This window comes from Bacteroides faecichinchillae JCM 17102, assembly GCF_000614145.1.
In the GTDB taxonomy this organism is placed as follows: domain Bacteria; phylum Bacteroidota; class Bacteroidia; order Bacteroidales; family Bacteroidaceae; genus Bacteroides; species Bacteroides faecichinchillae.
Map to the genome: position 1 here is coordinate 1 of NZ_BAKK01000067.1, position 15,571 is coordinate 15,571.

13 protein-coding genes are annotated in these 15,571 nt (G+C 42.8%); 3 read left to right on the forward strand and 10 right to left on the reverse strand.

All coding sequences use genetic code 11. From position 1 onward, the window contains the following. Nucleotides 1–563: hypothetical protein (locus tag JCM17102_RS32020; RefSeq protein ID WP_306302491.1), on the forward strand; the 563-nt coding region annotated here is incomplete at its 5' end. Nucleotides 564–739: 176 nt separating this feature from the next. On the opposite strand, the gene JCM17102_RS19430 is transcribed toward JCM17102_RS32020, so the two are convergent. Beyond that, nucleotides 740–1,726, reverse strand: coding sequence for a calcium/sodium antiporter (locus tag JCM17102_RS19430; protein ID WP_025076374.1), 987 nt, complete (start codon nucleotides 1,724–1,726; stop codon nucleotides 740–742). A 121-nt stretch (nucleotides 1,727–1,847) separates the two neighbouring features. Here JCM17102_RS19430 and JCM17102_RS19435 point away from each other — a divergent pair, with 121 nt between their 5' ends. Next, nucleotides 1,848–3,680, forward strand: a complete 1,833-nt coding sequence (locus tag JCM17102_RS19435; RefSeq protein ID WP_025076375.1) for a mechanosensitive ion channel family protein — start codon at nucleotides 1,848–1,850, stop codon at nucleotides 3,678–3,680. A 12-nt stretch (nucleotides 3,681–3,692) separates the two neighbouring features. Here JCM17102_RS19435 and JCM17102_RS19440 read toward each other — a convergent pair whose 3' ends face one another. The 4 genes from JCM17102_RS19440 to JCM17102_RS19455 all read right to left on the reverse strand — a co-directional run bounded on the left by JCM17102_RS19440 (nucleotide 3,693) and on the right by JCM17102_RS19455 (nucleotide 8,570). Beyond that, nucleotides 3,693–4,904, reverse strand: a complete 1,212-nt coding sequence (locus JCM17102_RS19440; protein WP_025076376.1) for a THUMP-like domain-containing protein — start codon at nucleotides 4,902–4,904, stop codon at nucleotides 3,693–3,695. A gap of 40 nt (nucleotides 4,905–4,944) precedes the next feature. Further along, on the reverse strand, nucleotides 4,945–5,721 hold the full coding sequence (locus tag JCM17102_RS19445; RefSeq protein WP_025076377.1) for a M15 family metallopeptidase: 777 nt from the start codon (nucleotides 5,719–5,721) through the stop codon (nucleotides 4,945–4,947). Between the two features lie 366 nt (nucleotides 5,722–6,087). Next, nucleotides 6,088–6,276: a hypothetical protein gene (locus tag JCM17102_RS19450; protein ID WP_033887134.1), complete on the reverse strand. Its 189-nt coding sequence runs from the start codon at nucleotides 6,274–6,276 to the stop codon at nucleotides 6,088–6,090. Between the two features lie 2 nt (nucleotides 6,277–6,278). After that, on the reverse strand, nucleotides 6,279–8,570 hold the full coding sequence (locus JCM17102_RS19455) for a DUF4906 domain-containing protein (RefSeq protein WP_275564445.1): 2,292 nt from the start codon (nucleotides 8,568–8,570) through the stop codon (nucleotides 6,279–6,281). A gap of 112 nt (nucleotides 8,571–8,682) precedes the next feature. On the opposite strand from JCM17102_RS19455, the gene JCM17102_RS32025 reads away from it, so the two are divergent. After that, nucleotides 8,683–8,832: a hypothetical protein gene (locus JCM17102_RS32025; RefSeq protein ID WP_275564446.1), complete on the forward strand. Its 150-nt coding sequence runs from the start codon at nucleotides 8,683–8,685 to the stop codon at nucleotides 8,830–8,832. A gap of 539 nt (nucleotides 8,833–9,371) precedes the next feature. Here JCM17102_RS32025 and JCM17102_RS19460 read toward each other — a convergent pair. From JCM17102_RS19460 to JCM17102_RS19480, 5 genes are read right to left on the reverse strand one after another with little or no spacing between them, the layout of a single operon-like run. After that, nucleotides 9,372–10,442 carry a hypothetical protein gene (locus JCM17102_RS19460; protein WP_025076380.1) on the reverse strand — a complete coding sequence of 357 codons (1,071 nt, stop codon included), beginning with the start codon at nucleotides 10,440–10,442 and terminating at the stop codon, nucleotides 9,372–9,374. Nucleotide 10,443: 1 nt separating this feature from the next. Continuing rightward, nucleotides 10,444–11,436: a FimB/Mfa2 family fimbrial subunit gene (locus JCM17102_RS19465; RefSeq protein ID WP_245798441.1), complete on the reverse strand. Its 993-nt coding sequence runs from the start codon at nucleotides 11,434–11,436 to the stop codon at nucleotides 10,444–10,446. A gap of 46 nt (nucleotides 11,437–11,482) precedes the next feature. After that, nucleotides 11,483–13,468 carry an Mfa1 family fimbria major subunit gene (locus tag JCM17102_RS19470; RefSeq protein WP_025076382.1) on the reverse strand — a complete coding sequence of 662 codons (1,986 nt, stop codon included), beginning with the start codon at nucleotides 13,466–13,468 and terminating at the stop codon, nucleotides 11,483–11,485. A 32-nt stretch (nucleotides 13,469–13,500) separates the two neighbouring features. After that, the gene (locus JCM17102_RS19475) at nucleotides 13,501–14,934 is read right to left on the reverse strand and encodes a DUF3868 domain-containing protein (protein ID WP_025076383.1); all 1,434 of its coding nucleotides are present in this window, start codon (nucleotides 14,932–14,934) and stop codon (nucleotides 13,501–13,503) included. A 12-nt stretch (nucleotides 14,935–14,946) separates the two neighbouring features. Beyond that, nucleotides 14,947–15,531: a DUF3575 domain-containing protein gene (locus tag JCM17102_RS19480; protein ID WP_025076384.1), complete on the reverse strand. Its 585-nt coding sequence runs from the start codon at nucleotides 15,529–15,531 to the stop codon at nucleotides 14,947–14,949. Nucleotides 15,532–15,571 lie beyond the last annotated feature (40 nt).

Genomic DNA, 15,571 nt, shown 5'->3' on the forward strand with positions numbered 1-15,571 from the left:
ATGTCCGGCAGGGTATTTTTCGTAGATTTGATTCCCGTCTTGACCGGTGGTATAAAATCATTTCTACTATGACAACAAAGATAGCAAACATTCTCCAATGTTACGCATTGGGGATGGGGATAAAGCAGATAAGCAGGAGCTTTGAGCTGTCCTGCAACACGGTGCGCAGATATGTGCGCCTGTTTCAAGAGTGTGGTATACCGATAAAGGAACTGGCCGCCATGCCTTCCGCGCGCATCCAGAAGATGTTCTCCGAATGTGTTGGCCGCAACAGAGTTCCGTTACAACGCCAGCTTGAACTTGAGGCGCTCCTTCCTGAGTATGCCGCCCGGCTTAGCCGCCGGGGCGTAACAGTGAAAACCCTGTACGGTTATTCGGGTGAACCTATTAAACTGGCTTATGTTGCAGTATGGCGTAACAGTGTACAAGGCTTTTTTACTCCTTATAAAGGACATCCGGCGACCGATGATTTTTTGAAGTTTATTAATGATCCGAGAGTGATTACTTCCAGTCCGTATGATTGGCTGGGAATGTATTATCATTTCAATTCACCTATAAAATAAGGATTACTTTCTTTATAATCAGTTACCGGACCTGTGCCTCCTTATTGGCATGGTTGTGCCATCGGTGTGGCACGACCGTTTCATCTCTTTGGCACAGTTGTGCCAATAAAGTGGCACAACCTTAGTGTGCTTTATCCTGCAAATGGTTGTTTAAATGTTCTTTTGAATGTTGTCCTTTATACAGAGCGAATGAGCAGAACTGTATAAATAATGTAAGCTAATACTAAAATTCCTCCTTCTATCCGGGTAATAGTTCGTTTGGCAAAAAAGAGTCCAAGCAACCAAAGCAGAAGACTGGAACCAACTAATACAAAGAGATCGAAATTGGTAATACCGTTCAGGTGAAGGGGAGTAATAGTGGCACTACATCCCAATACAAAGAAGATATTGAAAAGGTTACTACCGATGACATTACCGATAGCAATTTCCGGATTCTTTTTTATAGCGGCCACAATGGAAGTGGCAAGTTCGGGTAGGGAAGTTCCTCCGGCTACTAAAGTCAATCCAATAATTGATTCACTGATTCCCATGTTACGGGCAATTCCTGTAGCTCCATTCACAAAGATTTGTCCACCGAAGATAAGGGCGGCTAAACCGCCGATAATGTAAATAGTGGATTTCCACCATGGAAGTAGTTTGATCTCATCTTCTCTTGTAGTTGTTGCTGGTTCTATTGACTGTTCACCAGAAGGTTTTGTAGGGAAAGCAATTGCAAACGTATATCCCATAAAGATGGCGAAAAAGCAAAGTAACAGTAATCCGTCTACTCTATCTAGGATATTTTCAGTAGCTTTATTCAGAAAAATATCATTGGCGCAAATCAATAATACAATGGAAGAAAGAATACAGAGTGGAATCTCTTTTTTCAGTGTATTTCGAGTGATGACAATCGGGGCTACTAATGCTGTACAACCTACAATCATTAATGTGTTGAAGACATTACTTCCCACCACGTTACCAATGGCAATATCTGCACTTCCTTTGAGAGCAGAAGCGACACTGACAGTCAGTTCCGGTGCGGAAGTTCCGAAGGCAACAATAGTAAGACCGATGACAATCGATGGAATGCGGAAGCTCTTAGCTACTGAAGCTGCTCCGTCTGTTAGCCCGTTGGCTCCCAGGAGAATCAGAAGTAGTCCCCCAATAAGTAGTAATATATTCATAATTTCTCCATTTTGTGGCAAAGATAGTGATTCTTTGAGATGATATATTAAAAACAATATGTATGTTTGTATGTTCAATAAAAAGTAAGATTATACGCTTATATAAACTGAAATATTTTGTATGAAACTGAAATGTTTAAAACGATATTGGCTATTGCTCCTGATAGCTCTTGGAACAGTAAATGCACAAGCACAGCTTAAGGAAACAGTTAAGAACATATTATTGAGGGATACTGTAGTAACATCTGATACCTCATTGAAAAAAGACTCGGATTCTATTCAATTAGCCAATTTACAAAAATCTTTAGACGAAGCCCGTCTAAGCGAAGCAAATATGCGAATGGAAGTAGAGCAAATGAGACTCCAAATGGCATCTGCCGATTCGGTGAAATTTGCTCAACAGAGGTTGCGTATTGATTCATTGCGCAAGTTTACGAGAGGAATACCTGTGGTGGCAGATGGAGATACATTGTTCTATCTTTATACAAAACGTGGAGGTTATACTCCGCAGCAACGGGCGCAAATGACTGGAACAGCGATTGACGAACTTGGAAGACGTTTTAATCTTCGTCCGGATTCTGTTTCAATTGATCACTCGGACATCGTTTCCGATCTTATGTATGGTAATAAGGTTTTGCTATCTCTTACCGATCAGGATGCTTTGTGGGAAGGAGTCTCTCGTGACTCACTGGCAAAAGAGAGACGTGACGTGGTGGTTACTAAACTACATGACATGAAAGCGGAACATGGCGTTTGGCGGATGGCTAAACGTATTCTTTATTTTATATTAGTGATAGTAGGGCAATACTTATTATTCCGTCTGACTACTTGGCTGTTTGGCAAACTCAGAGTCCGTATTTTACGTTTAAAAGATACCAGATTAAAACCTGTTTCTATACAAGGATATGAATTGTTGGATACGCAAAAGGAAGTAAATCTATTAGTTTTTGCGGCGAATATCGGTCGCTATATCCTCATGGGGCTTCAATTACTCTTTACCGTTCCTCTGGTTTTTATTATTTTTCCCCAAACAGAAGGGCTGGCGTATCGTTTGTTGGGTTATATTTGGACTCCCATCCGCAAAATATTGATAGGAATCGTAGACTATATTCCCGACTTTTTTACCATTATTGTTATATGGTATGCAATAAAATATTTAATTCGCTTTGTCCGTTATCTGGCACATGAAGTCGAAGCCGGACATCTTAAACTGAATGGTTTCTATCCTGACTGGGCAATGCCGACTTTCCATATTGTCCGTTTCCTGCTTTATGCATTTATGATCGCCATGATATATAAATATTTACCGGGATCCGAGACTGGAGTTTTTCAAGGAATATCCGTATTTGTCGGATTGATAGTTTCACTTGGCTCAACTACTGTGATTGGGAATATTATTGCCGGACTAGTAATCACTTATATGCGTCCATTTAAGTTGGGTGACCGCATTAAGCTGAATGATACGACCGGAGATATTATAGAGAAAACGCCACTGGTCACCCGTATTCGTACACCGAAGAATGAAATAGTTACTGTTCCTAATTCGTTTGTAATGTCTTCACATACGGTAAATTACAGCGCATCTGCACGTGAATATGGTCTGATTATTCATTCGGAAGTTTCGATTGGTTATGATGTCCCTTGGCGGAAGGTTAATCAATTACTGATAGATGCAGCATTAAATACTCCCGGAGTTTTGGATGATCCTCGCCCGTTTGTATTGGAGACTTCATTGAGTGACTGGTATCCGGTCTATCAGGTAAATGCTTATATTAAAGAAGCGGATAAGATGACAAAAATCTATTCGGATTTGTATCAGAATATTCAAGATCGGTTTAATGAAGCAGGAGTTGAGATTATGTCACCTCATTATATGGCTGTACGTGATGGTAATGAGACAACAATCCCTAAGGATGATTTGAGAGGGAAAACAAAAACAGAGACAGATAAATAATTAATGCTTCCCCTAATTGATACCTTTCAAGTTTGTGCTGATTAAGGCCTTCTCACACAGGATTAAAAGTTTTTTTTCATTATTTGAAGTGGTTGCAAATAGGTAAGTGGAACCTCCGTCAGATAATTTGGTCCGTTTTCGGAGTTCCGCAACAGAAGCGGGAAAATTACGAATCGTGATATTGGCTTTCTCTAGAAGCCCTAAAGTTGCTTTAATTTCTTTTTTATTAAAACTGCAATATCCTTTAATTTGGAATACTCTTCCGGGAAAGTTTTCAATCAGTATATCGGATGTATAAAGATGACTGTTAGGATGAAGTTTTGAGATATGATAGGCGGATGATAAACTTTTATAAGCACCTCCTTTCAGTAGTGAGGCATGTGGTTCATAGAGATAGTCTGCAAGGATATCTGTATAAGTACATTCGCTGTGTTGTTCCTGTTCGCGGGTAAAGGTGAACTTTTGTTCACCTTTGGATGAGAAGTTTACACAATGGATAGGAACTTCTTTGGCTGGTGTTTGTCCCAGAATTAGAAGGAGTTCTTTACATTCATTGTTGACGGAAATAATATGAACTTCCTGGGTCTGTTGTAGTTCTTTCAATGCTAGGGATAGGTCAAGCATAGGGGAGAGCTTAATCATAACTTTGTTCGCTTTCTCCAATAAAAGTTGTTCCAGTTCGGACACATTGGGTTCACAATCGGAAATAGCTACGGTTTTTCCTCCATGTTCGTTGCGACGGGCAGGATCAAGGAAAATACAATCTACTGGAGACATCATTTTCAGATAGGCTACTCCGTCTTCATTTTTAATATTAATATGATTCAAACCAAGTATGGAGAAGTTGTGAGCCGCAATTTCACAAAGCTCTTCTTGGCGCTCTATATACACAACAGACTTGAATCCTGCAGCAAGGAACGAACAATCGATGCCGAATCCACCGGTAAGATCAGTCAAAGATTGGCCTTGTATTAGTTTAGCTTTATAACGAGCTGTAATTTCTGAAGAACATTGTTCTAATGATAGATGTTTTGGGTACCATATATCATCTATTTTTTTCCACGATGGAATCTTTTCTGTTGCAATTTGCCTTCCTGCTATCTGGGTAATAGCTATTGGCATATCTACATTCGGATATTTCTTAGCTTGTAAAGCCAACGTTCGTACATCATCTGCTTGATGTTCGTGAATAAATACTTGAGTTGCTGGAGAAATCTGTATCATAACTATCAGTATTCAGAACTAAATAATGGTTTGCGATTTATTATGGAATCAGTTTGTATTTCCGCTTGGCTTCGTCCCTACTGCAGAAATTGAAATGCCACCATTCGCTTGGTAGTGGGCGGAATCCTGCTTTTTTCATAACTGTTCTTAATAATATCCGGTTTTGCCGTTCGTTTTCACTTATTTTTCCTGTATGTACTAATTCATTTTCCTGTGTAATGTTTGCTTCGAAGCCGAGATGATCTACTTTGGTTCCCATTGGTAGTGGATTCCCCAAAGAATCCAGTATACTGATGTCTACCGCAAGTCCATAATTATGTAGTCCACCTCCATGATTCGGGTTGGATACGTATTTGAATTTAGAAGTGCCTTTTACTACATTCCACATTTTCTTTTGCACAGACATTGGGCGTGCTGCATCGTATATGATGAGGCTGTATGATGGATATAACTGTTTGAGCTCTTTTTGTGCCTGCATAAGAGCGTGTGCTGCATCCGGGTGAAGATAAGCTTCTTTCAGGTCATCGTAGAGTATTTCTCCTGTGAAGTTGTCTGAGCGAGTATACATTAATTCGATGTGAATGGTCGGATCTAATTCGGAGATATTCACAAATCCTAGAGAATCAAGTGTTACTGCTGTCTGACTTTTAGTTGAGGTGTTTTCTAGAGGAATAGAGGTAGTTGGTCTTATTGAATCTATGTACGCAACATTCTGTTGTTGTTTTTCTTTTGTCGGGGTACAGGAACAAGAGAGAAGCAACATTAACCAGAATAGGAATGATGTATTATATCTTATTAATCTTAAAGTTTTTCCCATCTAGACCACTTATTTTCAATAAATTGATGCTCTTTTAATAAAGTCCTGGTGAAATATCAAACTCTATGGTTGCAAAGGTAGTTATTTGATTTATATTTAGCAAGTTGTAAGGGTATCATGCAATAGCCAATTGATATTATTGGTTTCATGTGTTTCTCTTTTAATTGAACTTAAGGTATACTAATGGACAATTCATGAACCTGCTGTAGTTTAATGTGAATAATTCCAGATGTGATAGCACAAGGAGCAGTGTTTATTTCATGAAGAAAGTAGAACAGACATGTCTTGTAAATAATGTAAAGCTTTATGTTTGTTCAATAAGAATATTAGTTTGTATTGGTGTACGCTGCCTTCCCGGGAGAAATCTCAATACCATATCTGACAAACAATAGTTTGCGGTGGTAGCGTTTGAGGTATGACCTGAACGCTACCACCGCAAGCTATTGTTTGCAAGTTCCTTTTATCGTCAAATTGGTAGAATAATACAGTTCCAATGTCGGACGATAGTGAGATTTGCTTATTTCGTTCACAGGCGAACTTCTGTTCACCTCTCATGATTATTTTTTCACGCAACGCACGAAGCAGGCGTCAGAACCGTCGGACTTGATCAAATTTCCTGTGCCAATAAAATTGAAATCGAAAGTGAAATAGTTGATATCCCACCCCAAACAGTTTTCATCCGTCCCTTCTACATTTGCTCCTGGCACTTGATTATTATACCAATATATGGCACCAGGCCTTTTGTACAGGTCGTAAAACAATGGACGACCGATAGGGTCAGCATATAATTTAGTTCGACCCGTGGCGTATCTTAACACACCGTTGAGTGTTTCCGAATCACCCCATTTGGCTGTGTAGCTTTGTTTCCTGTGTCCGTAACCGGAAGCACCAATAGGAAAGAAGAGGTTCTTGCCCGTATCGCTATTATACACGAAACAGCCTCTCATCCCACGCCCCTTCGTATTCTTATAGTCATAGCCGTAAACATCTTCGATATCATCGGCCGTTTTCGTGGCGTCATCTCCGTACAGGACACCATATCCTTGCTCTATATTACTATGACTTCTCAATTCCCAGAAATCTTCATACGTGGCCACCCTGGCATCATTTATCTCGGGATCGCCAAATGCTTGGTTGCTCCCAAGGGAGGAAATTTCTTCCCACTTCTTTGTCGTCGTAGTTCCCGCAATGATAAAACCATCTTCGGGATATACCTTAAAATCTTCTGCCTGAACGTTTACCCACTGTTCTTTCGGATTTTTATTGCTTAGTGCGTCTATTGGATCATTCCAGTTCCCGAACTTGAACAACGAACCCTCGTCCAAAGGGTTGGAAGCCAACAACGACTTGGTCCTCATGTTCTTGGCATACCATTTCGTTCCACCTGGAACCAAATCGTCAGGAGTGTCACCCTGCCTTACGAAAATCAAGTGTTGGCAGGTATAATTGTGATATTCCACACGTATAATGGCGTATCGGTTCTCCGCAGAGGAAGTTCCGGAGAAATCCACGTTGAAATCAATTACACTACCGGTCTTGCCATGTATGGCGCTTCCGTATTTTGGATCATTTTTTAACTCTGATTTTCCCAGTGTCGCTGAAAGTGTGATACCATCTCCGTTCGTTCTCTTAATGACATAGGCTTTCCAAGGACCTTCCGACTGGAATGTCGTGAACTTGGTCTCATCCTCTCCCGGCAATCGTTTCAGCACCACATGAAAGGACTTGTTATTTCCAGCGGAGCGGTAAATCCCCTTTGGATTCACGACACGACGAACCTGGTATATCGGTACGATGTTCACAAAAGGATCCAGTCCTTCCAACTTGGTTGTGATCTTAACTCTCGCTTTTCGCTGGTACGCCACGTAAGGATTGTTCCCCGTGTATCCTGTCGTTATTATCATCTGTTTGGCCCTGGTGTACATGGGAATGTATATGTTGTACGTGTTCGCTTCCGTCTTATGTCTCTCCACACAATACTTGTCTTCTTCATATTTGTCTAGGCCTTCTACGCTCGGTGTAAGATGCTCTCCTTCCGTAAAGTCCGTATATTCTCGCACGCCTCGTTTTGGAGCGCTTTCGTAGTAAGGCTTGTTGTATTGAGGCAAGGGAACGGATCCCGAAGGAACCTGAAGAACTGTCTCAATCGTTTTATGTAATGACAGAAATCCATTATAGAGTTCCGTGGTTCCTTTATCCTCAGGCGTGTAATAAACATCGGAACCGGCATTGTAGGGGGCCCAAGGGTTCTCGATGATCTCAGCCGTAATTTTCTCGATTTTCCTACCTCCTGTGTTCACCTTGAAAGGGTACATCATGGAGTGGTTGTACAGGTAGGAAATATAATAAGGTTCAGGAGTCATCACTCCTGGCTCTGGTTCTTCATACTCGATATGCCAATCTGCCTCGTTGGCGAATTTGTTGAATTTTAGCGTCAGCTTGTAGTGGCAGTTGCGTTTAGCATCATAGTCTTTTATCACGTCCTGCCCCAGCATGAAACGATATACTATGTGCCCGTTGCCGAGCCGCTCGGAATTGTTGGATATGTAGTGCGCCTGCACCTCTATATACGTGCCGTAGGGTACGTCATCTTTTAGACGGTAGCCCTCGTCGCCAGGCAGGCCCGGGTGGTCAAGCGAACCGTCGTGATTCGCGTCCTGTCGCTTGTCGGGCATGTTGGCCCCAGCTCCCTGCATATTTTCGTAAAAATATAACGCTGGATCCGTTTCCTTGTGAGATCCCAAATAGGGAGCGCCTACCGTGACACGATGGTCTGCACAGTCCTCTCCGTACTCAAAATCATCCGTCTCATGCCCTTCGTGGTAAATAATGATTTCCCCATCAGGCATTTCCGGCCCGCTCTTCGGTGTATCCAAGGTGTATCCTTCTTTGCCTACGTTATTGGTTTTCCCCAAATAGCATTGTGAAGGAATATCTTTAATCTGCACCGACTGAATATAGATGAAGACACCCTCTTTCAACTTCGAACCGTCAAATGCCACGGTCACTTTAGATGCTGCACGACGTAGCCATGCATGGAGATTCATGCTATTTTTATTCAATACTATAGCTTCATTCTCCGGCTGGATAGCGGAAGTCTTCGTGAAATAGCCTATCATCTGCCCATTGGCGGTCATGTCTTCGAAATCCCATGTGAGAGGAATACTCTTGAGCCCGTCCACCGTTTTTATGGCTTCAGAATAACTCGAGTTTGTAAGCAAGTCAGGAATATTCGCCACGGCATACATATAATACTGGCCGAAGTCAATTTCTTCTGGCAATTCTAAGGTAGCGTGTTTCGTGGTTGTTTCCGCGCTATTCCCGTTTTCCGCATCTGCGTTTGTACGGTTTTCATCGAATACGGTATATTTATCTTTGGCTATCTCCCAGTTTCTTTTCAGCTCCTTTGTATTCCCGTCATACAACAATACATGCAGACTGTTAATATCCTTTAAAGCATCCCCGGCAGTCCGTGTCTGGGTAAGTGCCGAGGACATGGGTTTGAAATCCAGCGTGGCGGATACCCTTGCCTTACCTTCGCCTATGATCTCTTTTTTCATGAATTCGTCATGGCAACCTGTAACGGTTAGAATCAATAGTAAGAGAATGATATATCGTACAAAATGGTTCATATACTTCTATTTATTGTTTTACAAACCGAATTCCGGTTCAAGGATTACCTCACTGTATGGAATAACATCCGCTTCGCATGTGACCTTCGCATCCTCGTCGTAGGTGATATGCACCACCACATGTGTGTTCCTTGGCAGTGTCTGTAACTCCGGGAAGTAGTGCTTCCTCGTAATATTGTCCAAGCTTATATTCATGGAATAATTACGTGAATCCATATCATCGGTATATTTGCCTTCCAGAAGATAAATTGGCGTTAGTACCGTCTCCTTGCTGGCATCCACTGTCACGCCATTCGGAACAGACGTATTCGTGCTATAGACATAATATCCGACGTCGGCCGGGACTTCGTATTCCGTAATCTCCTGTTGCCCAGTGGTCTCATCACGTTTACCATAAATCGCCCGGGGTATATACCACTCCTTGTGGGCCATTTTCTCTATCGTAAGCCCGTCAAAAGTTATACTTTTGCTGCTATTGTTGATGATGTGAAACGTGAACTTGACTGCCGCCCTTGTCACGAAAAGGCTGCATGATTGCTCGGGCTCCTCATTGACAAAATATTCGTGTCGTTCGCTCATAGGTAAAGGTCCCTCAATCTGTTCCATGTCATCTTCCAAATTTATTTTCAATTCCTCTATGTCATCTTTCGGGAAATAGCCTCCGACCTCGATTTTACCTAAGTCAAAACCAACCAATTTACGTGGAAGGTTATTCTTATCAGTAACTGTAGTACTTTCATTGACAAACAGGTATATACACTTCTTTTCGTTACCGAAAACCTTGAATCGCTCCATTTCGTGCTTTAAGGATACGGCAGCCCTGAGGTCTATCAACCGGTTTGCCTCTACCGTCTGGTCAGGGCGCACGATGACAATACGCAACATGTGCATCTTCTCATTTTCATTTGCCGCATCTGCATATTTTGCTGTTCTGGTTAGTGCATCCGAAACGTCAGACAGCGCGACACTAATGTCCAAATTGACAAGCAGTATCTTTTCATTGCTTCCGTCACCATTTTCGATGGCGGATTCGCACGCACAAAACAGCAGCAATGAACACAGTATGATGGATGAAGCCAATCGTTTCATGTTACATCTCAGCGTTATTGATTCTCACTATCCAATCATTAATTTTGATATGCGTCCTTATCCAGTTCATATCGCTTCCGAGGAAGAACACCAGAGACCAGACGCTTTCTCTGTCGAGAAACTCCTGCGGTTTCATCTTAGCGTATAATTCGCTTTTAAGCAGAAGAAGATAGTCGTTAAGAGGAATATTCACGATTTCCTTTCCGTCGTCCTTCAGCTTGATGACCAGTTTAGGGGAATTCTTCGTCATCAGACGGGATGTAGAAAATTCCGAATAGGCCACTATCACGGGTTCGCCTTCATTCTCCCCATTGCCGGAAATCCCTGCTATCGCCTCACCGGACGCCCAGGGAAGATAGGTTATCGTTCCGTTAGCGATCAGGTCATTGTCATACCCAAAAAGCGTGTTGTCGTCCGTTATGGCAAATTCGAAATCTTCGGCATGTACAGGCTTTCCGTTAAGTTGCTGAAGCACGATGCGGATGTTGTTCGTGTTTTTCATCATCTTTACGGTACCCTCGTTGTAGAGTTCGGTACTCGTCAGAGTCAACTCGCCCCAAAACATATTGTGTAGACGTCTTTCAGCGGGAATAGGGGCAGAAATGCGGTGGATGTCCATCCCTACACACAAGTCTGTATACATATTTCCGAGAGAGGGCTCTTGGAGCACTGAAAAGGTCTTTTCCTCGCAAGCAAGCCCGCCATAGGCGACAAAATGATAGCTCCCCTCTTCCAAGTCCAAAGTCATCCGGTAGTTTTCGTCCTGCAATTCGGTGCCTGTCACGATCTTGGTATCCACATAGTTGCCATTGCCATCATAGATGTAAAGTGTCAGACAGTCCACACTCGACGGAAAAGCATTTGCATACAACATATTATAGTCGTAAACAAAGCGCAGGGATACTCCGTACGGACAAGGTGCCAGATCATCATATATGCGTTCGCAGGACGAGAAAGCAAAACTTATGGAGGCGACGTATAACGCCGCACCCATGAGTCTTGATATGATATTTCGTTTGCTACTTCGCATTTGTTACCTTTTAAAAGTCGATATTATTTATGCGAACCACCCAAGGTAATACCTCGACGGACACACTCAGGTAAACGTTTCCTTCTTCATCCGGATCATCCGGGTCAACAGGATCGGGATCGTTCTCCGATATACGTGGGTGACCAAGTTTGCGGATACTGGTTACCGCCAATTTATACACGTTGTTGCGTACTACACCGAACTCCATAGGACCCATGACACCGTTATTACCATTGTCGTTGTGACGGTTCCAGTAGAAATAATAGCAGTAATATCCGTGAACTCCTTCATCGGTACTCGACTCGTAGAGGGTGAACCCGACTTCCGTCGCGGCAGCTTTGAATAGTGTCAAGTTTGCATCAGTTTTACCACCATTAATATTATTGTGCCAGATGTTCCATTTGTAGTCCGCGCTTTTTTCATCGGTACTGTAAACGGCAGTAACTGCATCAACACCTTCAGCCTCAGCCTTTTCTGCTACAGGAACAGTTGTTGTATTTCCGAAAGCGGCTGTGTACATCGGGCTGCCTGGTCCTTGACTTATAGCCATTGCACGGACTTCTTTCCAAGTCACATAGATGCTATTACCGTAAGTATAAAGGATAGGATCTGCAGCTGCATCTCCGCTAGCGTTTTTAAGAGCATCTGCCAATGTACCCGTAGCACCTTCGGGGGCAATCATTTTACCCTTGAACACAATACCGGTGGAAATACCGTTCTGTTGGTTAGAAGTTGCACCGGGGATGGTATTTTCAGTGACATAACGCCAGATTTTATAATCGCCTTTGCTTCCACTTGGATTCCAACCAGTATCATCATCACGATCACCGTTAAGAACATCTGAAATCTTGGAGGTAAACCATTGGTCGCGGGCCTTGGCATCGATGGTCCAGTTGGTAGTAGAATTCCCAAGACAGAAATTGAAATAGTTTGCATATTTTTTCTCCTTTATGATGCTTCCGTCGTTCTTGTCGGCAGCATCAGTATCCACTACGTAATTGGTAGAAGTTTCGGTTCCACAAAGTGTAGCATTACTACTCAACCCGTTATCCGATACGCGGCGCAGGTAATAGAAATTCTTGCTCATGTTAACAAGTGCCATCTTCTGGAGCTGAATTTGCATGATGTATTTTTTATCTTCATCGTCCTTTGGATCTTTTACGACATTGTATGTGTTCTGGCCAAGTTCGGAACCGTCTTTGAAATCGAAACGAGCAACGGAACGCTCCACCTTAATGGCATCGCTATTATCTATTCCAGCATCTGTACTACCGCCTATAGTAGGATTATTCCCAGAAAGCTTAAACGGGTTAGTCATCGTGGTAAAGTCATCCCAGTCAGAAAATTTTGCCGGAAACTTCTTCGTGGAAATTTTGGATGAAGACATCAGGAAACCGCCTTGATGGTCAGGACCGCCCCAGATGGCTGCGTTGTCGCTTGCCCCATTTGGATTCTCTGATATGGAGCAGACTTGATTATACCAAGTATTGTCTCCTATTGACAATCCTTCGAAAATTTCTCTCAAAGCAGCGGTCGGATTACAGAATACGAATACATTTATATTTTGTTTATTTTCTTCAAGTATACCATTATCTCCATAATACTCCGAGAGGACAGATTTCGAGATAGACTGAACGGTAGTTATTTTTCCGTCTTTTTCTGTTACAAGGCTTTCGGATTTTTTTGCGCAACCAATTAACTTATTGTCCTTATCTGCCAACACCAGAAGGACAGAATTTACTCTGTTTTCGCGGTCTTGACCGACTTCGGTACCGTCTGTACTTGTTCCATAATCAGCTTTATCATCAGAATTGGTTTTACTCCTGGTTCCTATTCCTGGCACGGGGAGTTGTACCGTCACATTCATGTATACGGCGTCTTTTGAGTTATTTCCTCCTGTTCCTGGATTCCCATCTGTCAGTTCTTGATGACTGCACCCGACAAACGCTAAAGTAAGAGCGGCTGCAACAAACTGGTACAATTTTCTCTTTTTCATAATTATAACTATTTAAAATTGATTTTATTTGATTATTCCGTATATCCTCTTTCCGTCAATTCGGCCAAGGTAGTTACTGCCTTTTCAAGTCCCATTTTACGGGCTTTTCCTAAATACATCGCTGCTGTCTTGTAATCCTTTTCACGTATGGCAAGCGCACCTCGTGCGTAGGCGGCTTCTGCCGAATCGCCCGCCTTGTCAAGATAGCGGCGTGCGGCTTTGTGATCGTCCTGTCGTATGGCGGCATTGGCAGCATTCAGATTGGCAATCTTGTCGTTCGGGAACATACGAACCGCTGTTTCAAATACGTCGGTAAATTCCGTTGTACCTGGTTCGTGTGTGCTTGCGACAAGATAGAATTCGTTCAAGCTCAAATTCTGCGGTCGTTCCTTCAGGACGCGTTTAATCTCTTCCACATCGTTGTAGCTGCGTATGTTATAATCGATGCGGTAATCCGTGTGGCGTAACGCCGGGTAGCAATGCTGTAACAGAAAACGATATTCTTCCGGATAAGTACGTTTGATTTTTGCCTCTTTCGCATCCGGTTCAAGGTCGCTGTCGATCATCTCGAGTATCTCTGCACGATGATTGATATTGGAACTTTCCACATAACGCCGTAACCCTTCCCAGTCTTCCGGTTCGTGTTCCGTGACAATAATGTCATCGGCAAAATTGTATAATCTCCGTATATGTTCCTTGAGCGACTCAGTACGCCCTATCGCTAGATCGCGGTTGTGTGTATAGGGGCTTTCGGGCGAAGCATATCCCTTGAGCCAAACGGAAATAATAGACACATCTTTGTCATTACGTACGGAATCAATAGTGGCCTCTATTTTGCCGAGTTCCACCGTGTTACGACGGTACTCGGGATAAATTACCGTTTTATTCACGGGGAAGTCAATAAATGCCGAACCAGACAGCGAGCGGCTTTTCATCAGTTCGGCTTCAGGACGCACGAATACCAGTTCAGGAAAGAAGGTTTCGTTGTGTTGTCCCAGCAGGTTTTCGTATTCCGCCAGTATTTCGTGGCAACATCCCCAGTCGCTTCGATGAAACTTAAGTGTGGCTCCGTCCATCCATTCCTTGTAAATAATGGAATTATGATAGTCTATATTGTTCGGTATTTTTGAGGCTTGCCAAATTGCTTCGTTCGTCCCTGATATACTACCTATCCCGTTTCGTACATAGTAGTAATATCGTTTACGCCCGTAAATCCCAATAGACGGTAGATCGAGCGAATCTGTTCCATTGACTAAACGAGGTGTGAGCAATACGGCCCGATTAGCTTCCACGTTGAGCGCTGTCAAGTTCACACTCATTTCCACGGTAAGGTATTTGCCATTACGCTCCATCTTAAAGTGATTGATGGAAACGCCAGGGATGATGTCTTTCACTTTCTGTGCTGCCACTCCTGACATGCTTCCCAATCCCAGCAGGGCTACTAATATAAATATCGTTCTTTTCATGTTCATTGTGCTTTAAAACAGGTAAACTAAGTTGATGGCCGCTTTGGTGGGACCTACGTAATGATGCGGCTTGTTTGTTTCAAGTTTTGTCCCACACTTCGCACATGGGTATTTATCGTAGCGGGTGTAGGAATAGCCGAGCCCTATTTCTGCTTCCAAGTTCCAATGGCGGTTCAATATCCATGCGTAACCGTATGCCACACCGGCACCTATAAACCAACCTTGGTAACGGGCATCCTTCAACTTCCGCGCATCGGTACCCAAGAAATGGGCACGTCCGTTAAATCCTCCGATGTTATACTTCCCCCCATGTATATGTGTACCAAGGAAATGTCCGGAGAAACGATCGCAAAACCAATACCGAACTTCGGGTTGTAGAACCCAGTGTTTCCATCGCCTATTGTGCGATAGCGTCCAAGCGTTGAGTTCTCCCGTAAAATCAATCGTCCATTTGGGTGCGAGACCTACCTCCATCCCAAGATTGACATTTAAAAAAACATCAGAAAATAGATTGGTCTTTATCGCTGCCTTTTGTGCCCAGAGTTCTTGTGAAACACCTATCAAGGCAATTGCCAACAACAAGATTACACGTTTCATTATCCTATTATTTATTTAAATATTCAAAATCATTCTCTCC